Source organism: Cupriavidus sp. DL-D2 (genome assembly GCF_039710735.1).
Lineage (GTDB): Bacteria > Pseudomonadota > Gammaproteobacteria > Burkholderiales > Burkholderiaceae > Cupriavidus.
In genome coordinates this window covers 143,683-163,244 of record NZ_JBDKXK010000012.1, presented here as the reverse complement: position 1 = coordinate 163,244, position 19,562 = coordinate 143,683, and the positions used below count along the sequence as shown (strand labels likewise).

Genomic DNA, 19,562 nt, shown 5'->3' with positions numbered 1-19,562 from the left:
GCTATTTTACAGGGCCACCACCAAGGTGCTGTGCGCCGTCCAACTCCCGTAGTCTGCCAGCTTGATCCGATGGTCGGTCATCTCGCCGTCGGTATAGAGGTGCAGCGTGCCGTCGGAGCTGCCCCGGAAGTCCCACGGGGTGCCTTCGTCGTCCAGCTTCTTGAGGATCGACATGAAATCGATCGGGTTCATCGTCACGGGGATTTTCATGTCAGTTTCGGGTTGAGGTTGTTGGCCAGGATCGCCGCGCTGATCTTGTCGTGCATCGCGCGGCCGCCCAGTGCTTGCTCGAGCTGGTTCAACTTGAACTTGGCCCGCTCGAGGTTCGTCATGTGGAGGGTGTTCAGGCCCACCTTCAGGAAGTGCAGCGACGACACACGCATGCCGCTGTACCACTCGGACAGCACCGGGTCCTGGTCCTCCAGGTAGGTATGGATGGCGAACCAGTGCTGGATGCCACCGATGTAATGGCTGAAGCGCTGCAGCAGCGGAACCTCGCGCACGCCCTCCTGGGTCGGGACACGGAAGGTGCGTTCACTCATGCCGTGCCTCCGATAAGCTCAGCGACTTCGTCCATGTCGACGAGGTCGCCGTGTACCCACGCGCGGAGCAAGCGAGCGAGCTTCGCCTCACGGCTGGCGAAGGAGCCGAGGGTGCCTTCCTTGCCGCAGGTGTCGCAGAGCACGTGACTGCCGTCATCCCACTCGAGGTCACCGGCGGTATCGGCCCCATCCGGAAGGAGCTTGGCCACGACCGTCGCCTCGACGCGGAGGTTTGAGTCGCGGCCGCAGTGCGGGCAGCACAGGCCGTGGTTGTCGAAAACGGTCATGACAGCTTCTCCGGGTCGAACGGCGCGTAGATGATTTCGGCGGGACATTTCTGCATCTTTCCCCCGACGAAATGGGCCTCCCAGAGGTCGCCGCCCTCCTCACCTTCAGCTTCGACATGCAGGCGAACTTGAGGGAACTCCGCGCTGACCTTCCGCAGGTCACGCTCCCAGTCGTACCACTTGCCGGAGATGCGCACATCGAACTCCCCAACGTCCGCGCCCGAATACCCCGCTGTTTCGAGGATGCTATCCAGAATCGCCGACGCGTCGAAGCCGTCGGGGACGTCCGTGACGCGGATGTTGAAATCGGTTTTGTAGCCCATGTCAGGCTCCTCCAAACGTAACGCCGCAGCCTTGCGCGCGGTCCTTGATGAAATTGCGGTTCAGGCGAACGGTGATCCCCAGCGTGTACGCCGAGCAGATGATCGCGCTGCCCCGGGTTCGCAGGACCTTGAAGTAGTCGTCCTTGCCGTGCGAGCCGAAACTCACCGGCTCGGCAAACTTCATCACCACCCCGTGAGTCATCTTCGGAATCGCCTTGCGAGCTGCGATGTTGGCGCGACAGCGGGCGCGCCAATCCTTCGCGTACTCGCTATCGGTCTCGGTCAGCAGATCAAGGATGCGCTCCGGGCAGTCCGACTGGTATGGCCCCATCGACTCGTCCATGTCCTTCCAGCCGAAGTCGTTGCCCATCATCGACTCGCGGCGCTTCGGCGGCACGAAGTCCACGAGGATCACCGCCGCCCAGACGCGGCGCTCTCCGGTCTCTTTGTCGATGCGCTCGATCGCGGCGTACCAGGTCTTCAGGTTCACCAGTGCGCTGTCGAGCACCTTGTAGGTAGCCGGCACGTCGGGCCCCCAGCGGGTGACGCCGTGCTGGTAGAAAAAGTCGGCCACGCTCTGGCCTTTCGGCTTGTGTGTGTATGTCCAGCCCATGTCAGGCTCCTCAGTACGAGAGGCGCTTCCGCAGCTGCTCGAGCTGCGGAATGCCATAGTCTTTTTCGGTCAAGCCCTGCCCCGCTGTAGCGCGGTAGGCCTTGCGCTTCTCTTCCAGTGCAACTTGCACCGCGCCGGCCAAAGCGTCGAGCTCGTCCTCGGTGAAGGCGGCGTGCATCGCGTTGCGGCGGCCGGCCTCCTTCACTTTCTCCATGGGGGTCGGCATGTCAGACCTCCAGGCAAACGGTGACGTGGCGGTCTTCAACCGCCATGAACTTCGCCGCGGGGTGCCCTTCGATAACTGCCTCGATAGCAGCCTCCCGCGCGATCTCCTCGTTCTCCGCCTCGACGTCGACGAGGTGGTTGACGGTCTCCATGACGGTGACTTTGTAGTTCGGCATGTCAGAGCCCCTGCGCCAGTTTGACCCAGGCTGACCGGTCGTAGCTCGACAGATCGGAATCGGCGTATGCCTCGACGGTGGCGTCGTTCCCGTACGGTGTCTTCTTGATACGTTCCGGCTCGACCCCATCGATGTCGTAGTCAACCACGATGATGTCGACGTGGTCGTCCGTTTCGATGTGCTGGATGAGCCCACCCTCCATGAAAATCACGATCGTTGGTTTCGTCATGTCAGTCCTGCGTGTGTTCGTTGGTGGCCGACGAAAACCGGAAGCTGCTGTCCTCGTTCTCGTCCATACCCTCGACGTTGCCAGCCTTGATGCGGCGCATGGCCTCGGCCAGCGCGGTGTCGAAGGCGAGTTCGTCCTTGCCCTCGACGTGGATCTCGTAGCGGCGCTTCATGTCAGGCCCTCTTATGGACGTATGCGGGCACCCAGCGGTAGGCCGGGTCGTCTGGCTCGTCGATGCTGTCATTCAGACCGATGAACTTCTGTTCCCCGTGTTGCTGGCAATACCAGCCGGTTTGGACAAGCTCGGGACCAGGGACTTTGAACACCGTCCAGTCGCCATAGAACTTGCCGTCGAACTGGGCCAGCTCCCCGCCGGAAATGTCGATCACGGCCTCGGTCTTGTAGAACACCTCCCCAACGGCCGGATGCTTCTCGGCCTCCTCCGGGTGTGCGATCACCCAGTCCAGGTCTGGCCCCGCGTTCTCGGCGTAGAGGAAGCCGGCCGCATATCGGAAGCCGTCCACCTTCGGCTCCTCCGGGAAGTACTTCAGCCAGTCCTCGTGACGCTCGAACTTGATCTTGATCTCGGTGCCGTAGGTGGTGTGGGCGAATTCGATCGGGCCGATCATGGGGCCGTTGAAGCCCCAGTCCTCGGGGCAGTCGTCCTTGTCGTCGCGCCCATGGAACAGGGCCAGATACAGCCCCGGCTTCAGGGTCGACTGGTCGACCTCGTTGAAAATTGGGAGGCTCATGCGTTCTCCAGATGGGTGGCGGCCTTCTTGTACGTCTCGGCTTGACGGAGGAGGCGCGCGGCCTTCTCGCGGAGCTCTGCGGCGGTCCCGCGCAGTGACTTTGGCACGCTGCGGCCGGGGTCCAGACGCACGTCGTAGACGCCGTCGTCGGTGGTGATGCAGGCGTACGCTGCGGCGGCGCCTACCAGGGTGGTGACTTTCATGCGAGGAACCCCCAGCATTCGTAACCAGGTTGGGTGATCACCTCGATCTTCTTGCCGACGTCACGGCGATCAAAGGCGTACTCACGGTGGCGGTGCCCGAGGTAGTTCGGCTTCTTGCTGCCGGCGTCGCTGGCCTCGACCTCGAATCGCTGCACCGTGAACCACTCGTCGGGTCCGGTGCAGTTGGTGGCGCGCCGCTCGCGCTTGGGCTCGGTGATGGCTTTCATGCTTCAAACTCGCACTGATCGAGGAAGGCCTGGCACTGCTCCTTCGTCTCGAGGTTCTGTTGGACGTAGGCCTCGTACCGCTCCTGCCGCATGTGGTGGGGACAGGCCTTGCCGATGCTGAACTCGATGAAGCCGAGCACGTGGCAGCTCAGGCTCGGGTGCTCGACGCGCCAGTGCTTCAAGTCGTAGCGGCCTTCGTAGACCATGCCGTTTTCCCACTCGATGCGGAAGTCGCACTTGTCGTAGCCACCCTTCTCCGGTGCCGTGCTCGACCAGCGGTGCAGGATCCAGTCGGCGCCGTGGAACGTGGCAGCGGTCTGGGGCTTGCCGCACATCGAGCTCGGACCTTCAGCCCGGGTGATCGTGATCAGCTTCAGCTTCGACTTCATGAGTGGTCTCCACGGTATGGAGTACGTCGAACGCTGTCAGCACACCTGACAGCGCGTCGACGATGGTGTCGGGGTCCAGCTGCGGAGGCAGCTGGCATTTGAAATTCAGGTTCACGCCACGAGCCTCCGGACGGGTTCGATGGGTTCAGGGGCGTAGATCGCTTGCAGCTCACGCAGCAGCGGCTGGTACTCGGCCAGCGTGGCCAGGGGCAGGTTCTGGCCAAGGCTCCGCGAGGCCTCGCCGTGCTGGCCGACGTGCATGTAGCTCATGACGTTGCCAGGGTTGCAGTCCTTGGCCGAGCCACAGAACAGCGCGATCACGCCGCCCTGCTTCGGCCACTTGCGGAAAACGACTTTCATGGGTGCCTCGCATTGATCTGTCGGGTCAGCACTGCATACTGCGTGGCCAGGTGCATGCGCTGGCCGTGCAGGTCGTTCAGTTCAACTTGAACCGCAGCGAGCTTCAGGCGCAGCTCGTGCGCTTCGCGCTGAGCTGCCGCCATCTCGTCGTGGGTGTAGATCGGCAGTCTGGGATGCATGTCACACCTCAGTTGAAGAAGCGGCTGGCCGGGTAATCCTCGAGCAGCAGGGTCTTAGCATCCGCGCGGCTCTTCGCGCGCACGAACTGCTCGACCTCACCGTCGGTGGAAACCGCGCGGTAGATGTAGTCGCCGCCGGACCGGCCCCAGTAGGCGCCGCCCGGGTCATAGTCGCCGTCGACCCAATCCAGCTTGCGCAGCCAGAACTTGTAGGCCTCGTCTGGATCTCCGTGCAGGTTGCGGCGGCCCATCGGCGCGCCGAAGCGCGAGCCGACGTTGGAAAGTGGAGGCATGCCCATGTCAGTTCCCCTTCACCTGCGCCTTGTACTCGGCGATCGGCATGTGGATGCCCTTCACGATCCGCGACCAGTGGTCCCAGCGGATGCTCTTATGCGGCTGGCCGGACTTGGTGATCGGCGTGCTGGTGCCGCCGACGCGCAGGAAGGCCTTGTCCAGGTCGTCGACGAAGAACACGTCGGCCTGAATGCTGTTCACGCGCATCTGGGCTCCGTCCGGCTCACGGTCGTATTTCGGGATCACGTCCCCCACCTTGATGCCGGACAGTGCGACAAGCGCGGCGTTGATGCCCTCCAGCTCTCGCTGTGCGTTGCGGATGCCGGCTTCGGTCTGGTACCGCAGACGCAGCAGACGTTGGAATTCGGTGCTCATGTCAAGCTCCAGACGAAGTGCTCCCCTTGTCGGAAGCGGATGGTGTGCCACGATCCGTGCTCGAGCACGAGCAGCTGCTCGATGACGCACGCCTCATAGCGAAGTTGGACCAGCTGGAACGTGCCGACCGTCGTGACCTTGCGGTCCTTGATCTCGCCACATTCTGGGTGTGGATTCGGGAATGGCATGGCATCAGTGCTCCTGTGGGGCTTCGAGCTCGAGCTCGGTTGCGCACGGGCGGCAGATGACATCGTCCTCCGCTTGGAGGAGCTGCGAGAACGGTCTCCAGCCGGTGCAGAATGGGCAGACCATCGGGTGGGCCGGCCACTGCGAGGTCTTTTCGATGTGGGTCAGTTGCACGGTCACTCCTTGTAGGCCGCCGACAGCGTCAGGAACATGCGGTGGTATTTCTGCATGCGGGCGAAGTCCTTCTCCGTCAGGCCCTTGAGCCGGCGGATATCACTGTTGTGCCGCAGGTCGGCCAGCTTCACTCGCATGGCGTCACGGTTCGACATCACCTTGTTGAGGTACGAGTCGTAGTCATCGTCACGCGCTTTGGTGAGGTGCCAGATGCCGTTGACGACGCGTTCGCTGAAGCCCATAGCAATCAGCTCGCCGGTCGTGACGTTGGTGTCTTCGAGCAGGTCGTGGCCCAGGGCGATGCACTGGATCTCCTCGTCTTCGGACTTCACGTAGTGCATGACCTTCAGCAGGTGCAGCACATAGGGCTTGTCGGACTTGTCGTACTTGCCGTAGAACTTTTGCGTGACCAGCAGCAGCATCTCGGACAGCATTTCTCCCGGTCGCATATCAGTACCCGTTCGTAAGGGCCCACGCCTCGATCTTGTCGATCGTTGCCGTCGGCACGTTGTGTTCTTGGCCGGTGCCGCTGGTCAGCACGCCCATGCCCATAAGGACCTCCAGGCTGGCGGAGAAGGCCTTGTAGTTGATCCAGCAGCCGGTGGTGGTGAGAATCTCGAGATCGACGCGGTACCCGTCGATGGTGGTGGAGAGGTCAGCCATGGGCGTGCTCCATCGCGGTGTCGATCAACGCAGTGAGATCTCCCACATCCTTGTCGCCGAACGCCGGACAGACCTCGACCACCTTGATGCGCCGGCCGTGCGCGGGGCCCGGGAGACGTGAGCGCAAGGCCTTCTCCAGAGTGCGCCAACGCTTTGCGTCCCTTGCATCGCGGCTCTCCCCCACCAGGGGAGCAGGCACGGAAGCCAGCACGCTGCGTCGGATTTCGCGGACGATCATCGTGCCGGCGTCGCCGGTCGGATCGTTCGAGAACTCCTGCAGCAGCTCGTGAACCCCGGGGAGGCCTGCAATGCGCTGGCACTCGACCCACTCTCCGGAGTCCTCTTCGAGGTTGGCTAGCGCGTTGTAGACGTCCGTGTTGGTCAACAGCTCCTGCATCTCGCAGGCTTTCACCCAGTAGCGTTGGACCCGTGGGTCCTTGCTGTCCCGGTAGGTTCCGGACTGGAGGAAGTAGCTGTCGGAGGCGGCCAGCATGGCTGCGGCACGCTCGGTCTGGTCGACGATTTCTTGGTCGGTTCGGTCAGCCATTGCTGGTCTCCTTGGGCGGCCGCAAGCCACGGTCGACGACGGCGCGGATTGAGTCGGGCAGGCGGCCGTGCGTGTCCCATTCCTGAACGGCAAGCAGCGACTCACGGGTTCGCTCGAGTGCACGAGACAACCAGCGGATCCGCTCCTTGGCTGCTGTGAGCAGCACGATCGAAGAAGGCTCGCCGCTCATTGCAGCGCCCAAGTCGAAATCCCGATGGTTGTGCAGGAACACCGCATTGGCCAGTTCGTCATCCGTCATGCGCCCGAGGCACAGCGCGGCGCGCGCACAGTCGTACGTCGTGCCGAAGGGGTCGGCCTCGCGTGCGGTGCGCCACTGCGCTGCCGGCATCCCATTGACCAGGCGGTCGACTTGCTTCTCAGCGCGTAGCGCGCGCTGATGCATGCCTTCCGATCCGGCACGGAAGCCCAAATTGAAGGCTGTTCTATGCGCAGTTGTCGGAGTCAGTCCGGAGGCCTCGAAGGCCCTCTTCATGTCGTCGCTCATTGATTTCCTCCAAGCACGTACCCGATGCAGGCGCCGGCCAGGAACACCACGGCGGCCGCGAGGATAATTTCGTTCGGGCTCATGCGTAGATCTCCAGCTTCTGCATCTTTCGCTCGGCGTACTCGCAGCTGCCACGATCGGTGTCGGAGCAGACGAGGCCGTGCATCTCGCCGTGGTGGTCGGCCCACAGGTGGGCGGTGACGTTCTTGCCAAACAGCGTGCCGCGCTCGATGCGGGTTTCGCCGGCGGCAAGGTTCGGTCGCGGGATGTTGGCCACCACCAGGTCGGTTTGGTGGACCTGGGGGTGCACACGGCTGACTTCGGATTGCGCGTCGCCGTGGAAGTAGACGAAGGTCCAGGGATAGCCGCGGGTTGCGACTTCACGGGGTTGGAATTGGATGGTCATGTTGGTCACCATTCGAAGATGTCCAGGCCCGACACCACGTCGCCATCGGCGTCGATACGGACCCAAAGGTCGAGGTAGCCGGCGCTGATCAGCCAGCTGCGGATGTCACGCAGGTCTTGCGGCAGGTCACTCCCAAGCTCCGGTTCGTGCTCGTCCCAGAAGCGGACGAAGAATCCTTCGCTGTACTCGGCCACCCAGCAAACGGGCTTTTCCCCGGTCTGCCGGGACACCAGGTACGTGAAAGCCTTCCGGGATGACGCCGAAAGCAGATCTCGTGTCGCGGTGGAGATATGGCCGGTCGTGATGACCGGCAGCGTGAGCGTCCACATGGGTCAGGCCTCCTTGGTGGCGAATGGCTGCAGTGCGGCGATCAGCTTGTCGGCGTGATCGGTCATGTGCTGTGCGATCTCGGTCGGTGTGCCGTAGCGGAGATCGAGATCTATCTCGTCGATCACCGCGGCCAGCCCGTCGATCAGGACTTGGCGGGCCACCTGCTTACGGGTGGCCAGGTTGCTGACGAGCTCCTGCAAGTTCGTCAGCTCCTGCTCATCCTCGGGGGTCCAGGTGGTCATGCCGGCTCCGCGTAGTTCAAGTTGAACCGAGCGGCGATCTCCTTCATCTCCGCTTCCCACATCTCCATGCCTCGGCCGTCCTTCATCTTGAAGATCTGGCGTCGGGTGGCATTCATTGGCTCCGGCTGGTCGTCGCCTAGTGGCATGTAGAAGTCGTGCGCGCGCTGGATCTCCTGCGCGAGCTGGTAGTTCACGCCACGCAGCTCTTCAGGCAACCTGTTTTGGTCGATCAGCTGGCCGACGTCCAGGCCCTCAAAGACGCGCCTGTACTTCTCGTCCGGGATGGCCCAACCAACCGCGCAGCGCGCGCCGTTCTCGCCTCGGTACCGGCACTCGTCGCCCACGATCGAGCACACGCGCTGGCGCCGCAGGTTCGTCAGCGCGATGTCGAACAGTTCTTGGTTCGTCATGCCGGCACCTCGTAGTTCAAATCGAACTCTTCGGCGATCTGCTTCATGGCGCCTTCCCATTCGCCCCGCCCGCGGCCACTGCCGAACTCACCCTCGCGGGACGCAGTCATCGCCTCCGTCTCCTGGATGCTCGGCGGCATCGGAAACAGCATGTCGTGTGCGCGCTGCATACGGGCCAGCAGGCTGCGGTTCACCTTCTCGATGCCTGTTCCCGGCAGATGGCGGAGGAGACTGTCGGCGCACTGGCCGTTGTAAGGGCCGACCTCGAGCTCGGCCGGCAGCATGTGGCCGACGGCGCAGCAACCGTACTGCGACCGGTAGAGGCAGGTGCCGTCGGGAGACACCGACGCGAATTCTTGCTGACGCAGCTTGGTCAGCGCCAGGGTGAAAGCTTCTTGATTGTTCATGGGAGCAGGCTCCGTGATTGTTGGCGTCTGAAGAACCGAGCAAGTCGTGCGGCTCGTCGAGACATGGTTCGGTACCGGCTGCGCCACTGCGGTGTCTTGGCGGTCATGGCGCGCCGGCGCCAGGTGCCAGCGTCGTTCAGACGCTGGACTGCCAGCTCATGCAGGTTGCGAGTCATAGTCTTCGAGGAACCGCTTGATCCGGTGCAGGGCCCGCTCGTGGTCAGTGGGCTTCAGGTGCTCGATCTCGCTGTCGTACTCGGAGCCCCACCTTGCGCCGAACAGGTTCTCGGCTTCGTGAAAGCCGATGTCGAAGAAGCCCATGAGGGCATGGAAGCCCGAGCCGAAGCCTTGGTAACCTGGGAAATTGTTGTCCCGCAAGGTCAGACCTTCCTCGTTGAACTTCGGGTCGAGGCAGCACCACCCTGCTACACAGGCGATGGTTCCGCACGATTCATCGTGGATGAGGTACTCGTTCAGTCCCACGGTCTCCGGAGCAACTGCGGCCATCACCGTCTGGATGTGGCGGATGCGTTCGAGATTCATTGCAGCACCTCCGGCAGGTTCAAGTTGAACTGAACGGCCACGTGCGGCAGTTCCTCCTTCCACAAATCGACAGAGATTTCGTCGTGGAGGTACTGGAGTTCTCGCAGCAGATCCCGATGTGGCCCCAGATCGTTCAGCAGGAACGCATTGAGCGGCGCGGAGAAGGTGCCAGACGCAGCGTGCGTGAGCATGGATCCGACGCTCTCCCCTTCGAGGTCCTCGGTGTAGAGCTTGTTGGGGATGACACAACCCACCGCGCAACTGGTTCCGGCGGTGCCGCGGTAGCGGCAGACGGTGCCGTCGGAGGTCAGAGCCTTCTTGCCCTGCGAAAGGAGGTGAGCCGCGATCGTGTCGAACAAGCTCTGAGCTGTGAATTGGCTCATTGCAGAACCTCCGGCAGGTTCAGCTTGAACTTGCGAGCGATACGGCGCAACTCCCCTGCCCAATCCTCTGGGGTGAGCCCATCGTGCGCGGCCTGCAGAGCCATCAGTAGGTGGAGGTGAGGCTCAAGGTCGTTCTTGATGAACTGGGCCAGCGGAGCTGGGAGCTCGAGCTCGTCGAGCTGGTCGAGCATGCGGGCAATGCTGAGGCCTTCCATGTGCACGTCATAGAGCTCGTCAGGGATGAGCACGCCAACTGCGCACTTGCACCCATCAGCGGAGCGATATGCGCAGGTTTGGCCCTGATTGGCCATGGCGCGGCGGCCTTGAACCATCAGATGCTTGGCCACGGTATTGAACAGAACTTGAGCTTCCATGATTCACCACCTTTCAATTCGTGCGCCGGCCAGGTTGTGCTCGTAGCACTGCAACGTGGCCCAGGCTTTGATGTATTCGAGCGGCAGCTTCCCGCCCTTGGTCTCGCGGCAGTAGTCGAGCCCGGTGAACGTGGTGAAGATCACCTGCCACTTGGGGTCTGGCCCCGGGTAGGTGTCCTTCACGGTGATCACGGGTGCCGCGCCGATGCGGGAGGTTGCGTGGTATTCGGTGAGTGCGCTCATGGCGTTACACGCTCCAGTCGATAGCCTTGCTTGTAGACAGCTCGAAGTCGCAGCCCATGCTTGCCGTCGAGCGCCAGTTTCTTGCGCAGCCTGCAGATGTGTGCATCCAAACCTCGTGAGCAAGCCTCGAGAAATTCTCCCCACGCCTGCAGCTCGAGCTGGCTGCGGGTGACGGTGAGGCCGAGGTTGTCGAACAGCAGTCGGATCAGCGCCAGCTCGGTGTGCGACAGCAGAACGATCTCGTCCGGCGTCGTGACCGCACGGTCGGGCACGCAGATGACGTAGGGGTTGGGGGCGTGGCGGCGGCGGGTCATTGCTGGTTCAGGTGTTGGTTCAACTTGAACTGGATCTCTTTGGCCACGCCGACCCAGGCCTTGCCGCTGAGCATCGGGCTGTCGAGGGTCGCGGGATCTGCCTTGGCCGCCCTGTCCGCGACCTTGACCAGTGCGTCGATCACGAACAGCTGCGCGAGCACGCCGTACTGGCTGAAGCTCATGAGGTCGACGACCGCCTCGATGTTGGTCTTACGCTTGGCCATGAGTGGCCTCCAGTTCGGAAATGAGGGTGTCGAGCCGATGCAGGGCCACGGCCTTGTCGCTGAGACCCATCGGGTCAGAGGGCTGCATGACGCCGATCTCGAACCCGGGCTCGGCCTTGATGCGCACCGGGGCGAACAGGTAGTCGGCCTGATCCCGGGTGAGGCCGAAGAACGTCGCACCCGCGGAGAAGCCCAGGTCGCTGTGTCCGAAGTGCGGGGGGTAGTAGTGCTCGTAGCCATCGGTTTCCTCAACGAGGCTCAACCCCGCCTGCTGGAACTCGGGGAGTTGCGTGGCCCAGCCAAGCGTGCAGAACTGGGTGCCGCAATGCCAGCGGGCGAGATTGGTTTCAGCTTCAGGACGCGTAGCGAGGAATGCGCGCAGGGTCTTGAGGCGGGCGATATCAGGCGTGGCCATGACGCGGGCTCCGGTTGAAGAGGATGTGGAGGGCTTCTTCGAGGGTGAAGCCTTGGTTCTTGAGGTAACGGGCGCCGGCCCAGATGCCCATGCGGGACACCTTCTGGCGCTGGACGAGGACGAGGGACGCGCTCATGCGCTCACCTTGGCGTTGCTGATGAACGTGTCGAGCCGATGCAGGACCAGGACCTTGTCGCTGGCTTCGAGCACCTCGGCGTCGTCGGCTGGAATGAGTTCACCCTTCTCACCGTCGTCGCGGTAGTAGCGATACGGGACGTCGCGCTTGTTCAGGAACAGATACTCAGCCTGGCCTTCGGTGATACCGAAGAACGCCGTGACCGCGGCCCAGTCGTGCTTACCTTCGAACATCGGTGCGTGGTATCCCAGCGTCAGCCCCTCCTTCTGAAACTCGGGGTCCTGTGTGGCCCAGCCAACGGCACAGAACACGGTCCCGCAGGCCCATGTGTCAAGGTCGATGACTTCTTCGGGCTTGGTGGCGATGAGCGCTCTCAGGCGCTGGAGACGTCCGATGTGAGGGGTCAGCATGGCAATGCTCCGACGTAGTGGGCCTCGGCTTCGACGCCGACGTTTGCGAGGTGCTGGGCGATGTAGCCGGCGAGCAGCGCGGTGGCACCTGCCTGCAAATCGGCCGGCAGGGTGTGGTTGCCCCAGACCTTCACGGAGATCTCGTGGCAGGTATGGGCGTGGGCGTCAGTCGTGCGTTGGGCGACGGCGCGGGAGGAGATGAGCGATGTCATGGAGGTCATCGGGATCAATGAGCGGTTTCATGGAGGTGGGGGTAGGCCCAGCTGCCGGTCCACGGCGTGCAGGGCTTCGGCTTGCGGGTGACCGGAGCGGCGGCGGCTTCGTGCAGCTGGCCGTCGATGACGATCCGGTACGGGGCGATAAGGGTCTGGCGATGGACGGCCAACTGGGCCATGGAGGTGAGCACGCAGATCGGTGCGTGAGCTCTGCCGACAAAGATTTCGATGCGCATTACGTTTCTCCAGGCAACAGGAATCCCCCAGCGGGGAGCCGGTTCAATTTGAACTACGGGGTGTTCGGTTCAGGCAGCTGGCAGCAAGCAGCTGGCAGCGGGAATATGGGTCAGGTTATGGCGCGTGGGCGGTGGGTATCGATTGGCGGGGGCGGGGGCCCGTCAGATAACCAGCTTGGGATGCGGTGAGCTGTTTGTTTTTCATTAGGGTTTTCCTCGGGGCACAAATAACTTCTCTATTCCTTTTATATATAAACTTATCTTTATAGTATAAAGAGGAGTCCTCGCCGAATTTGGAATTGAAATGTTATTTGTTCCCCCTCTCCATTTTCCCTTTCCTCTCTCTCTCCTCTCTTTTCTTTCTAGAGAAGATCAAAATAAAAAAAGAAAAGAATTTAATAGGCTGTGATATCATCCCAAGCCTTTTGGCTGGGAGGGGGCCATAAATAAGTTGATGCCATTCTACGGTCGAAAATCGACCCTTCATGGTCAAGAGGGGTGAAACTGGGGGTGAGAGGCCAGAAAAGGCCAATCAAATCAGGGACATATTGGTAGCGTATAACGCCGAAACGAACCCGTTGCGGGTTCGCAGATCTGTGGTCCGGGTCGCGCCCCGAAAAAACATACCTTGCGGTAAGTTTTCGGGTAGCGCCCACCACTCTGGCGCGGGGCCTAGGCCGGTCCCAGAGCATCTGGTTCAATTTGAACCACGCTGCACCGCCCCCGTCCTTCCTTCCGCCCCACCCATCGCCAACCAGCACCATCCACTTTCAACCAGCCAGGTGCGCCTGTCCCCACACACGCACCGGCCGGGTCCTACCTCTGCACTTTGGCGCCGTCATCTCCCCCATCAGTCCAGGAGTTGGGACCGGGGATCGGGCAAGTAGTACTCCATGCGGACTATCGCGCCGCCTCCCGCGCCGGCCACAGCAGCCGGATCCGCGTTTCAGGCCCGCCGGCCCGTCATCTCATCGATGGCGCCTCCCTTCGAAGTGTTCGCGCAGTGCCAGCAGCTTGGCATCCACAGGTTTCGGGGCGGGTTCAACTTGAACCGGCTGCATCCACTGCAACACGTCGCTCAGCGCGGTGGCGTGTCGCGTGGTCGCCAGAATCTGTTCGAATCGCTGCATCCGACCATAGGCGACATCCACCCGGGCGCGGGCGTTGGCGATGGCGCGCGGGCTCTGACCTTGGCTCAGGGCCTTGGTGTAATCCGAAACGGTGGGATCAAAGGCTCGCATGGTGCGGATTCCAAAATTTTGAATGGGGTGAATTCAACGCCACTTTTTCAAATCCTCTTCCCGCGTATGTAAAGGGGTCGAAGGGGATTGGAAAAAATAGAGCGAGGGGGTGCGGCACGTCGCGCCCGCGCCGGCACCCAGGCGCCACGCATTACGCGCCGGCGCCCACGTGCCACGCGCGGGCCGCATTTAGCGGCGACGCGACGCGAGCCAGGCGAGCGCGCAATTCACGACGAACGCGCACACCAGCGGGGTCAGGGAGATGGCCATTTTTCACGCTCCGGGAGGGGCGGCCGGTTCAACTTGAACCGGCCGGGAGGGGTTAGGCGGCCTGTGCTACCGGTACGGTTTCCTCGCGCACCTCATACCCGGCGGCCTCAGCCAGTACCGGGGCGAGGCGCTGCGCCAGATCCGCGCGCGCCGTCTCATGCAGCAGCCCAAGGAACGCGGTGAACTCACGGGCGAACGCTTCCATATCGTCCTTGCAGGCACGGGTAGCAGCGAGGAAGTGGCCAACGACCTCATTGGCCGGCGCCGATTGCGGCAGGTCGGCCGCCTCAGGGCCTGCGCTCTCCCCGTCGCCCCCGCCCTCGCCTTGCGGCGTGGCTTTGGGCGTGCCGCCCTTGGGGCCGCCCGCGGTGGCCATGCCAGCAAATGCCGTCAACGACTCTTGGTCATCCACGCCGTTCGCGTTGAGCCAAGCGAAAACATGTTCGCTGGCGACTTGCTCCGCAGACTTCGCCTTAGCGCCCTTGCCCATCGCCTGTGCTTCCAGCACGCCGGCCAGTTCAAGGCCCTTTTCAGCCGCGATCGCCGCTACGCGGATCGACTTTTCGGCGTACCGCTTCGCGGTGGCATCGGCGCGGTCCTTCATTGCGTCGCGGGTTTCTTCGGGCAGGCTTTCCCACGCATCCACGCTGCCGACACGGGCGATGGCGATTTCACGCGCCAGATTGCGGCGCAGGGTCTGGGTGAAACCCTTTTCGTTTGCCTTGCCATCGCGCAGCACAAAGGCGATTACTGCGGAGTATGCAAAGACCTTGGCGCGATTTGCGCCGACACAAGCCGATGCTGCGAATGCGAGGGGGGACAGATTCGATTGCATGGTGCATTTCCTTTCATGTGTCCGGGTAACCCCGGCTGGTTTTGCGAATCCGGTTCAACTTGAACCGGCTTTCGCGCCGTGCGGTTCAACGTTGAACCGCGCGCGGCAGGCCCTGAGGCACTGCGTTACTGCATACATCTACTACGGTTCCCATTATATACCCTCATTTTAACGGCGCAATACCCTGCGGCGACGATAATGTCAAGTCTATTCGCGCGAAATTTTTAAAAAATCCAGATTAACCATTTTTAACCACCAAAAACCGTGGATTATCTCGGATTATCCGCCTAGATTTGAGGCTCCAGGACGTGGTGACCTGGTTGAGCTGGTGCATGTTTTTCCTCCAAAGAAGCTTGAGCCCGGGTGAAAACCCGGGCTTTTTTACGTCCAAAATGCAAAAAAGCCCCGAAAAATCGGGGCTTTTCACGTGAAATACCGGAGATCAGCGGCCAGGGCCAGTCAATTCCCCCTGTAGCGGGGTTGCCGCCCCTAAGGTGAGGCGACAGAATCCCGCCCGAACCCAAGGTTCCTCAACCTTGGTTTCATCCCTTTAAACGCCGCCACCTTGTGGCGGCGCTTTCTCCCTCGCGCCAGACGCGATCCGCTGCCGCTTGTCGAACTCCCAGTGCCTGATCATGTGCTCATCGACCAGGCCCGCCTTCACAGCCTCATCCAGCCAGTACATCAGGTCACCGAGCTCCTTCTCCAGGCGCTGACGGTTCGTCCCCCTCATCGGCTCGAGCGGGTTGTAGCTGTACGGACCATGCAGCAGGGTCTTGGCCAGCTCCTGCTGAATCTCTGCACACTCCTCGCCCAACTTCACGAACACCTTCACCTCTCGTGGATCCATCGGATACATCACTCCACCCTCCCCTCGTGTAGCCCGCCCAAGAACAGCGCCCCTTTGATGTAGGCGGCGCCCTTCCCCTTCAGCTGGTTGTAGATGCGGCACTCGGCCGCGTCCGAGCCCAGCCAGATCCCGAAGATCAGGAACAGCACCGCGGTCAGCATGCATGCCATGATCGCCATCACCGGCTCCTGTTCGTGAGTGAAAAGCCCCGCGCCACCTCCTGGCCGTCCAGCTGGAAGGCGTCGTACTTCGCGCGGAGGTGGCGGCCGAAGCCGGAACCGTCAGCCTGGCACGTGCTGTACACCACGTGATTCATCTCGAGCCCGATGATCCGGATGTGCCGCGCGCTGCGTGGATCGCAATCCACCCACACCTGGTTCACCGCAATCAGCGGCGAGCCCGACAGCTCTCGCCGCCGTTGGTGCGCGTCACGTAGGTGCGGAACCTGATACATCACGCCGTCATCGGCCACGCCGATGTTGTAGGCACCGCGGCCTGCCTTGCGCGCCAGCAGCGTGTAGCCCTTCACCGCCGCCGTCTCGACATGCCGCAGCGGCGACACCTTGAACTCCATCTTCTCAATCATCATCCAACCCTCGAAAACAGCCCCACAATCGGGGCCAGAAACAGAAAAATCGCCACCCAACCCAGCACGAGCAGCCCCAAAATTTCCTTCATCGATTCCTCCCAATGATGTAAGTCTTGAGCCATTCGTACTGTTCGCGGAACGGCTCGTAGTTGAAGATCACCCCACCACCCTTTCCGCAAGAATGAGGTTCTCGTACACGGCCTCTTGCCCCCCATTCGCCAGGTTCCGAATCAAAAGGTTGAACCCCAGCTCGGGCCCCAATTCCCGCATCTTGCTGCGAAACAGAGTCGATCCAACAGGCTTTGCACCCCCCGCCCCGATGCAGAAACTCCAGTACGCGTTGTAGAGGACGGTTTCGGAGGTGGGGGTCGAGGGTTTCCCGCCACTCGCCTGGAGAGCGGCTCCCGTCCGGACCTTCCCGCTCTCCTGGAGAAAAAAACGTACGCTGTTGTTGAGGCTCGCCACCTCGCGGATGATCTGGCGGTGCGAGCTCGGCAGCGTGTAGTCGCGGCGCGCCTTCAGGCGCTCCATCGACAGCACCGCCCAGGCCACGATCGCCTCGCGTTCCTCGGCCACGATCAGGTCACCGAAGTCCAGCTTTCGGTCCTCCGGCCGCACCGGCTTGTCGAACTGCAGCACCAGCCAGCGGCGGTTGAACCCCTCGGACGTGTCTTCCGTGCGCGGGTAGTGGTTCGAGGCGAACCAGTGCGTACACATCGGCCTGAAGCGGAAGATCTGGCCGCCCTTCAGCTGCCCGTTCATCTCCGTGCCGTCGATGATGTCCTTGAACTTCTGGCCATCGACCAGCTTCTTCTCCGACAGCTCGCCGGCGACGTTGATCAGCTTCTCGTGCATCTGCGTCGGCAGGAACTTGTCGTTCCAGTCGTTCGGCGGCACGCTGGCGCGTGCATCGTCCGGTACCAGCGACGAGGCAATCTTCAGCAGCTGGCTCTTCCCCGACTTCGGCGCGCCCTGCAGCAGAACAGCTCGCTGGAAGCGCGGGCCCAGACCGAACAAGGTCACGCACAGGGCTTCCTGCAGCGCTTCCACCTTCTGGGTGAAGTCCTCGTTGTGGCCCCAGCTCTTGTTCAGGAAGTCCAGGAACATGTCGCACTTGCCGGCGATGTCCGGCAGATACCGGAACGGCAGCGTGTAGGTCATGCCGTAGGCCATGTCGTGAGGCAGCAGCTTCAGGTCATCCGACAGGAAGCCGTTGGCAAAGTTGATGCCGGCCACATCCAGCGCGCGGATCCCCTGCGGCAGCAGGATCTTGATCACGTTCAGGATGCCCTTCATGTCGCTGTGCTTCTTGCAAGCCTGGAGATGCCCGTAGCCCGACGAGATCTTGGCCATGACGAAGTTCTCGTCCAGCTTGTCCCAGTGCGATCCGGCCCAGCGCCACAGGAAGTTGTTGTGGTAGCGGATCGGGTACAGCACCTCGATGTCTGCGATCACCGCGCGCGCGATCTCGGTGTGGTCCAGGCCCTTCAGCTCACCCTGGCGTAGCTCCTTGAGGCGCGCGCGAAGGCTCGAGACCTTGACGCCCATGCCGGACGCGATCTGCATGAACTCGAGCAGGCGGTCTTCCTCGAGCTTGTTGATATTGGTCGAGTGCGCCAGCTTGTGCAGGATCTTGTCCACTGCGGCCTCTCGGCCGCTGGAGCCCTCCGGGTACCGCTCGAACTCGCCTTTCAGGAAGTCGCGCAGCGCGACAAACGACCACTCCTCGTGGTCGCTGCTGAACTCCAGGTTCAGGTTCTTGCGCTCCTCGTCGGTCAGGTCCGCGTCCCAACCCTCCGGCAAGACCTTACCCTTGTCCATCACATCGCGGTGCAGGAACTTGACCAAGTTCTCGACGTGCTTGGCCACGTCCACCTCATCACCGGCGACCTTCTCCACGAACTCGGCGTGGTAGCTCTGCAGCATGCCGATCGCTTCCTTCAGCGTGCGCTCACCGCGCATCACCGCGTAGGCAAACAGGCCGGCCTTCTCGGTCATCGACGTGTCGCGCGAGCCGGCCGACACGTGGTCGGTCACCCGCGACCAGCCCGAGTGCGACAGCTGGACGCCGCGCGCCTCGATGGCAGAGCGCAGGATGGTCTCGATCTGGTCGTCCAGTGTCGGCAGCTGGTGCAGCACGTCGACCAACTCGCAGTTCGCGGTGTATGGCAGGCCCGTGTCCGGGTGGATCGACGGCGGCAGCACGACCTGGGTGCGCGCGGAGAGCATTTCGCAGATGGTCTCGCCGGACGTGTTCTTGATCCGGAAGGTCTTCAGGCCGGAGTACTTGAACGCCAGCACCATGCCCTTCTTGCCGATACGGCGCCACGGCGACACGGGCAGCAGGCTGATGATGGCCTGCATTAGACCTTCGTCCTCCGTGTCGATATCCATGGCCACGACGCCCGACTGGGGACCGAGCACCAGGCCCATGTTCGCGTCCGGGATCTGCTCGAGCCACTGCTTCTGCTGCGCGTCCTCGACCGGATGATCGTAGTAGCGCGACCAGTCGTTCGGGATCGGACGCTTGGCGCGCGCATATAGCGGGATGACCGGCAGGCCGGCGGCATAGTGCCGCGGCGCGTTGTCGGCAAAGATGTTCTTGCTCATTGCGGGATGACTCCGGTCTGGATCTGTTGGTGCAGGTTGTCCATCACCTGGGTGCGCTGGTCAGCGGTCAGGCTTTCTTCGATGCAGTTCAGGACGATGGCTTGGAACGTGGCCACCGACTTGACGTTGCCCATGCGTTCCTTCATCGACACGAGCTTCTCGAGCAGATTGGTGTGGGTCCGAAAATAGGACATGCGCTCGGTGACGTCGCCTGCATTGAGCTGCGTGCCGAAGACCTTGATGTCGTCCAGGAGCTTGGTAACCTCCCGTTCGAGTTGGTCATTGGTGCGCGGCTCGAAGTCCTCGTCGAAGTTCGGCGCGGCCACCTCGGCCTTCGGCGCCAGGTGCTGCAGCATCTCCCGGAGCTTGCCGTTGTAGGGGCAGTCCGGATCGTTCAGGTAGTTCGGGTTCTCTTCGAGTGCCTTGATCACGACGATCAGGGAGAACTCGACGTTGTCGGGGAAATCAGGGTAGAAGGTGCTCATCGCTGTGCCTCGTGAAGAGGGACACAGAATATCGATTCAGCCTCTGCGTAAACACACCTTTCTTCGCTGTAGCGGCTACCTGCAGCGAGTATCAACTACCCCTCAAACACAGCACGCGAGGCATGGTGTAAATGGATAGGCGGTC

General features: G+C 62.2%; 46 protein-coding genes. All 46 read right to left on the bottom strand.

All coding sequences use genetic code 11. The annotated features are described in order from the left end of the window. Positions 1 to 6 precede the first annotated feature (6 nt). Positions 7 to 210, bottom strand: coding sequence for a hypothetical protein (locus ABDB81_RS09890; RefSeq protein ID WP_346810861.1), 204 nt, complete (start codon positions 208 to 210; stop codon positions 7 to 9). Then, a complete protein-coding gene (locus ABDB81_RS09885) occupies positions 207 to 542 on the bottom strand; it encodes a hypothetical protein (RefSeq protein WP_346810859.1) in 336 nt (111 codons plus the stop codon). The genes ABDB81_RS09890 and ABDB81_RS09885 overlap by 4 nt, the downstream gene beginning before the upstream one ends. Continuing rightward, complete coding sequence (locus ABDB81_RS09880) at positions 539 to 829, bottom strand: hypothetical protein (protein WP_346810857.1); 291 nt, start codon at positions 827 to 829, stop codon at positions 539 to 541. The genes ABDB81_RS09885 and ABDB81_RS09880 overlap by 4 nt, the downstream gene beginning before the upstream one ends. Further along, the gene (locus tag ABDB81_RS09875; protein ID WP_346810856.1) at positions 826 to 1,152 is read right to left on the bottom strand and encodes a hypothetical protein; all 327 of its coding nucleotides are present in this window, start codon (positions 1,150 to 1,152) and stop codon (positions 826 to 828) included. The genes ABDB81_RS09880 and ABDB81_RS09875 overlap by 4 nt, the downstream gene beginning before the upstream one ends. Position 1,153: 1 nt before the next feature. Then, on the bottom strand, positions 1,154 to 1,765 hold the full coding sequence (locus ABDB81_RS09870) for a hypothetical protein (protein ID WP_346810854.1): 612 nt from the start codon (positions 1,763 to 1,765) through the stop codon (positions 1,154 to 1,156). Positions 1,766 to 1,775: 10 nt separating this feature from the next. Continuing rightward, positions 1,776 to 1,991, bottom strand: coding sequence for a hypothetical protein (locus tag ABDB81_RS09865; RefSeq protein WP_346810853.1), 216 nt, complete (start codon positions 1,989 to 1,991; stop codon positions 1,776 to 1,778). 1 nt (position 1,992) lies between these two features. Next, positions 1,993 to 2,166 (bottom strand): hypothetical protein, encoded by a 174-nt coding sequence (locus ABDB81_RS09860; RefSeq protein ID WP_346810851.1) that lies wholly within the window; start codon positions 2,164 to 2,166, stop codon positions 1,993 to 1,995. A 1-nt stretch (position 2,167) separates the two neighbouring features. Next, positions 2,168 to 2,395, bottom strand: a complete 228-nt coding sequence (locus ABDB81_RS09855) for a hypothetical protein (protein ID WP_346810849.1) — start codon at positions 2,393 to 2,395, stop codon at positions 2,168 to 2,170. A gap of 1 nt (position 2,396) precedes the next feature. Next, positions 2,397 to 2,567: a hypothetical protein gene (locus ABDB81_RS09850; RefSeq protein WP_346810847.1), complete on the bottom strand. Its 171-nt coding sequence runs from the start codon at positions 2,565 to 2,567 to the stop codon at positions 2,397 to 2,399. A 1-nt stretch (position 2,568) separates the two neighbouring features. Further along, the gene (locus ABDB81_RS09845; protein ID WP_346810845.1) at positions 2,569 to 3,147 is read right to left on the bottom strand and encodes a hypothetical protein; all 579 of its coding nucleotides are present in this window, start codon (positions 3,145 to 3,147) and stop codon (positions 2,569 to 2,571) included. Then, on the bottom strand, positions 3,144 to 3,350 hold the full coding sequence (locus tag ABDB81_RS09840) for a hypothetical protein (protein ID WP_346810844.1): 207 nt from the start codon (positions 3,348 to 3,350) through the stop codon (positions 3,144 to 3,146). The genes ABDB81_RS09845 and ABDB81_RS09840 overlap by 4 nt, the downstream gene beginning before the upstream one ends. Further along, positions 3,347 to 3,577, bottom strand: coding sequence for a hypothetical protein (locus ABDB81_RS09835; protein WP_346810842.1), 231 nt, complete (start codon positions 3,575 to 3,577; stop codon positions 3,347 to 3,349). The genes ABDB81_RS09840 and ABDB81_RS09835 overlap by 4 nt, the downstream gene beginning before the upstream one ends. Next, positions 3,574 to 3,966 carry a hypothetical protein gene (locus ABDB81_RS09830; protein WP_346810841.1) on the bottom strand — a complete coding sequence of 131 codons (393 nt, stop codon included), beginning with the start codon at positions 3,964 to 3,966 and terminating at the stop codon, positions 3,574 to 3,576. The genes ABDB81_RS09835 and ABDB81_RS09830 overlap by 4 nt, the downstream gene beginning before the upstream one ends. Continuing rightward, on the bottom strand, positions 3,926 to 4,081 hold the full coding sequence (locus ABDB81_RS09825; protein ID WP_346810839.1) for a hypothetical protein: 156 nt from the start codon (positions 4,079 to 4,081) through the stop codon (positions 3,926 to 3,928). Before ABDB81_RS09825 ends, ABDB81_RS09830 begins: the two co-directional genes overlap by 41 nt. Continuing rightward, on the bottom strand, positions 4,078 to 4,326 hold the full coding sequence (locus ABDB81_RS09820; protein ID WP_346810837.1) for a hypothetical protein: 249 nt from the start codon (positions 4,324 to 4,326) through the stop codon (positions 4,078 to 4,080). Before ABDB81_RS09820 ends, ABDB81_RS09825 begins: the two co-directional genes overlap by 4 nt. Further along, positions 4,323 to 4,505 (bottom strand): hypothetical protein, encoded by a 183-nt coding sequence (locus ABDB81_RS09815; protein ID WP_346810836.1) that lies wholly within the window; start codon positions 4,503 to 4,505, stop codon positions 4,323 to 4,325. Before ABDB81_RS09815 ends, ABDB81_RS09820 begins: the two co-directional genes overlap by 4 nt. Positions 4,506 to 4,513: 8 nt before the next feature. Beyond that, positions 4,514 to 4,804 (bottom strand): hypothetical protein, encoded by a 291-nt coding sequence (locus ABDB81_RS09810; protein WP_346810834.1) that lies wholly within the window; start codon positions 4,802 to 4,804, stop codon positions 4,514 to 4,516. Between the two features lies 1 nt (position 4,805). Next, on the bottom strand, positions 4,806 to 5,174 hold the full coding sequence (locus tag ABDB81_RS09805) for a hypothetical protein (RefSeq protein WP_346810832.1): 369 nt from the start codon (positions 5,172 to 5,174) through the stop codon (positions 4,806 to 4,808). Next, on the bottom strand, positions 5,171 to 5,362 hold the full coding sequence (locus ABDB81_RS09800; protein WP_346810830.1) for a hypothetical protein: 192 nt from the start codon (positions 5,360 to 5,362) through the stop codon (positions 5,171 to 5,173). The genes ABDB81_RS09805 and ABDB81_RS09800 overlap by 4 nt, the downstream gene beginning before the upstream one ends. A gap of 174 nt (positions 5,363 to 5,536) precedes the next feature. Further along, positions 5,537 to 5,983, bottom strand: a complete 447-nt coding sequence (locus tag ABDB81_RS09795) for a hypothetical protein (RefSeq protein WP_346810829.1) — start codon at positions 5,981 to 5,983, stop codon at positions 5,537 to 5,539. A 1-nt stretch (position 5,984) separates the two neighbouring features. Beyond that, entirely contained in the window at positions 5,985 to 6,197 is a 213-nt protein-coding gene (locus tag ABDB81_RS09790; protein WP_346810827.1) for a hypothetical protein, read from the bottom strand. Further along, positions 6,190 to 6,744 carry a hypothetical protein gene (locus ABDB81_RS09785; RefSeq protein ID WP_346810825.1) on the bottom strand — a complete coding sequence of 185 codons (555 nt, stop codon included), beginning with the start codon at positions 6,742 to 6,744 and terminating at the stop codon, positions 6,190 to 6,192. Before ABDB81_RS09785 ends, ABDB81_RS09790 begins: the two co-directional genes overlap by 8 nt. Next, positions 6,737 to 7,249, bottom strand: coding sequence for a hypothetical protein (locus ABDB81_RS09780; protein ID WP_346810823.1), 513 nt, complete (start codon positions 7,247 to 7,249; stop codon positions 6,737 to 6,739). The genes ABDB81_RS09785 and ABDB81_RS09780 overlap by 8 nt, the downstream gene beginning before the upstream one ends. Before the next feature lie 79 nt (positions 7,250 to 7,328). Further along, entirely contained in the window at positions 7,329 to 7,655 is a 327-nt protein-coding gene (locus ABDB81_RS09775; protein WP_346810821.1) for a hypothetical protein, read from the bottom strand. A gap of 5 nt (positions 7,656 to 7,660) precedes the next feature. Further along, positions 7,661 to 7,984, bottom strand: a complete 324-nt coding sequence (locus tag ABDB81_RS09770) for a hypothetical protein (RefSeq protein WP_346810820.1) — start codon at positions 7,982 to 7,984, stop codon at positions 7,661 to 7,663. Between the two features lie 3 nt (positions 7,985 to 7,987). After that, positions 7,988 to 8,227, bottom strand: a complete 240-nt coding sequence (locus tag ABDB81_RS09765; RefSeq protein WP_346810818.1) for a hypothetical protein — start codon at positions 8,225 to 8,227, stop codon at positions 7,988 to 7,990. Then, positions 8,224 to 8,637, bottom strand: coding sequence for a hypothetical protein (locus ABDB81_RS09760; protein WP_346810816.1), 414 nt, complete (start codon positions 8,635 to 8,637; stop codon positions 8,224 to 8,226). The genes ABDB81_RS09765 and ABDB81_RS09760 overlap by 4 nt, the downstream gene beginning before the upstream one ends. After that, positions 8,634 to 9,044 (bottom strand): hypothetical protein, encoded by a 411-nt coding sequence (locus ABDB81_RS09755; protein ID WP_346810815.1) that lies wholly within the window; start codon positions 9,042 to 9,044, stop codon positions 8,634 to 8,636. The genes ABDB81_RS09760 and ABDB81_RS09755 overlap by 4 nt, the downstream gene beginning before the upstream one ends. 156 nt (positions 9,045 to 9,200) lie before the next feature. After that, the gene (locus ABDB81_RS09750; RefSeq protein ID WP_346810813.1) at positions 9,201 to 9,587 is read right to left on the bottom strand and encodes a hypothetical protein; all 387 of its coding nucleotides are present in this window, start codon (positions 9,585 to 9,587) and stop codon (positions 9,201 to 9,203) included. After that, on the bottom strand, positions 9,584 to 9,970 hold the full coding sequence (locus tag ABDB81_RS09745; protein WP_346810811.1) for a hypothetical protein: 387 nt from the start codon (positions 9,968 to 9,970) through the stop codon (positions 9,584 to 9,586). Before ABDB81_RS09745 ends, ABDB81_RS09750 begins: the two co-directional genes overlap by 4 nt. After that, entirely contained in the window at positions 9,967 to 10,344 is a 378-nt protein-coding gene (locus ABDB81_RS09740; protein ID WP_346810809.1) for a hypothetical protein, read from the bottom strand. Before ABDB81_RS09740 ends, ABDB81_RS09745 begins: the two co-directional genes overlap by 4 nt. Before the next feature lie 3 nt (positions 10,345 to 10,347). Continuing rightward, complete coding sequence (locus ABDB81_RS09735) at positions 10,348 to 10,587, bottom strand: hypothetical protein (RefSeq protein ID WP_346810807.1); 240 nt, start codon at positions 10,585 to 10,587, stop codon at positions 10,348 to 10,350. Continuing rightward, positions 10,584 to 10,901: a winged helix-turn-helix domain-containing protein gene (locus ABDB81_RS09730; protein ID WP_346810806.1), complete on the bottom strand. Its 318-nt coding sequence runs from the start codon at positions 10,899 to 10,901 to the stop codon at positions 10,584 to 10,586. Before ABDB81_RS09730 ends, ABDB81_RS09735 begins: the two co-directional genes overlap by 4 nt. Further along, complete coding sequence (locus ABDB81_RS09725) at positions 10,898 to 11,125, bottom strand: hypothetical protein (protein ID WP_346810804.1); 228 nt, start codon at positions 11,123 to 11,125, stop codon at positions 10,898 to 10,900. Before ABDB81_RS09725 ends, ABDB81_RS09730 begins: the two co-directional genes overlap by 4 nt. After that, positions 11,112 to 11,540, bottom strand: a complete 429-nt coding sequence (locus tag ABDB81_RS09720; RefSeq protein WP_346810802.1) for a hypothetical protein — start codon at positions 11,538 to 11,540, stop codon at positions 11,112 to 11,114. Before ABDB81_RS09720 ends, ABDB81_RS09725 begins: the two co-directional genes overlap by 14 nt. After that, positions 11,527 to 11,676, bottom strand: coding sequence for a hypothetical protein (locus tag ABDB81_RS09715; RefSeq protein WP_346810801.1), 150 nt, complete (start codon positions 11,674 to 11,676; stop codon positions 11,527 to 11,529). Before ABDB81_RS09715 ends, ABDB81_RS09720 begins: the two co-directional genes overlap by 14 nt. Beyond that, positions 11,673 to 12,086 carry a hypothetical protein gene (locus ABDB81_RS09710; RefSeq protein ID WP_346810799.1) on the bottom strand — a complete coding sequence of 138 codons (414 nt, stop codon included), beginning with the start codon at positions 12,084 to 12,086 and terminating at the stop codon, positions 11,673 to 11,675. The genes ABDB81_RS09715 and ABDB81_RS09710 overlap by 4 nt, the downstream gene beginning before the upstream one ends. After that, positions 12,080 to 12,298 carry a hypothetical protein gene (locus ABDB81_RS09705; protein WP_346810797.1) on the bottom strand — a complete coding sequence of 73 codons (219 nt, stop codon included), beginning with the start codon at positions 12,296 to 12,298 and terminating at the stop codon, positions 12,080 to 12,082. The genes ABDB81_RS09710 and ABDB81_RS09705 overlap by 7 nt, the downstream gene beginning before the upstream one ends. A gap of 14 nt (positions 12,299 to 12,312) precedes the next feature. Next, positions 12,313 to 12,537 carry a hypothetical protein gene (locus tag ABDB81_RS09700; RefSeq protein ID WP_346810795.1) on the bottom strand — a complete coding sequence of 75 codons (225 nt, stop codon included), beginning with the start codon at positions 12,535 to 12,537 and terminating at the stop codon, positions 12,313 to 12,315. Positions 12,538 to 13,505: 968 nt separating this feature from the next. Then, a complete protein-coding gene (locus tag ABDB81_RS09695) occupies positions 13,506 to 13,778 on the bottom strand; it encodes a hypothetical protein (protein ID WP_346810793.1) in 273 nt (90 codons plus the stop codon). A 322-nt stretch (positions 13,779 to 14,100) separates the two neighbouring features. Next, the gene (locus ABDB81_RS09690) at positions 14,101 to 14,883 is read right to left on the bottom strand and encodes a hypothetical protein (protein ID WP_346810791.1); all 783 of its coding nucleotides are present in this window, start codon (positions 14,881 to 14,883) and stop codon (positions 14,101 to 14,103) included. Between the two features lie 550 nt (positions 14,884 to 15,433). Next, the gene (locus tag ABDB81_RS09685) at positions 15,434 to 15,733 is read right to left on the bottom strand and encodes a hypothetical protein (protein ID WP_346810789.1); all 300 of its coding nucleotides are present in this window, start codon (positions 15,731 to 15,733) and stop codon (positions 15,434 to 15,436) included. An 8-nt stretch (positions 15,734 to 15,741) separates the two neighbouring features. Continuing rightward, on the bottom strand, positions 15,742 to 15,912 hold the full coding sequence (locus ABDB81_RS09680; RefSeq protein WP_346810788.1) for a hypothetical protein: 171 nt from the start codon (positions 15,910 to 15,912) through the stop codon (positions 15,742 to 15,744). Next, entirely contained in the window at positions 15,912 to 16,322 is a 411-nt protein-coding gene (locus tag ABDB81_RS09675; RefSeq protein WP_346810786.1) for a hypothetical protein, read from the bottom strand. The genes ABDB81_RS09680 and ABDB81_RS09675 overlap by 1 nt, the downstream gene beginning before the upstream one ends. Positions 16,323 to 16,478: 156 nt before the next feature. Continuing rightward, on the bottom strand, positions 16,479 to 18,932 hold the full coding sequence (locus ABDB81_RS09670; RefSeq protein WP_346810784.1) for a bifunctional DNA primase/polymerase: 2,454 nt from the start codon (positions 18,930 to 18,932) through the stop codon (positions 16,479 to 16,481). After that, positions 18,929 to 19,417, bottom strand: coding sequence for a hypothetical protein (locus tag ABDB81_RS09665; protein WP_346810783.1), 489 nt, complete (start codon positions 19,415 to 19,417; stop codon positions 18,929 to 18,931). The genes ABDB81_RS09670 and ABDB81_RS09665 overlap by 4 nt, the downstream gene beginning before the upstream one ends. Positions 19,418 to 19,562: the final 145 nt, after the last annotated feature.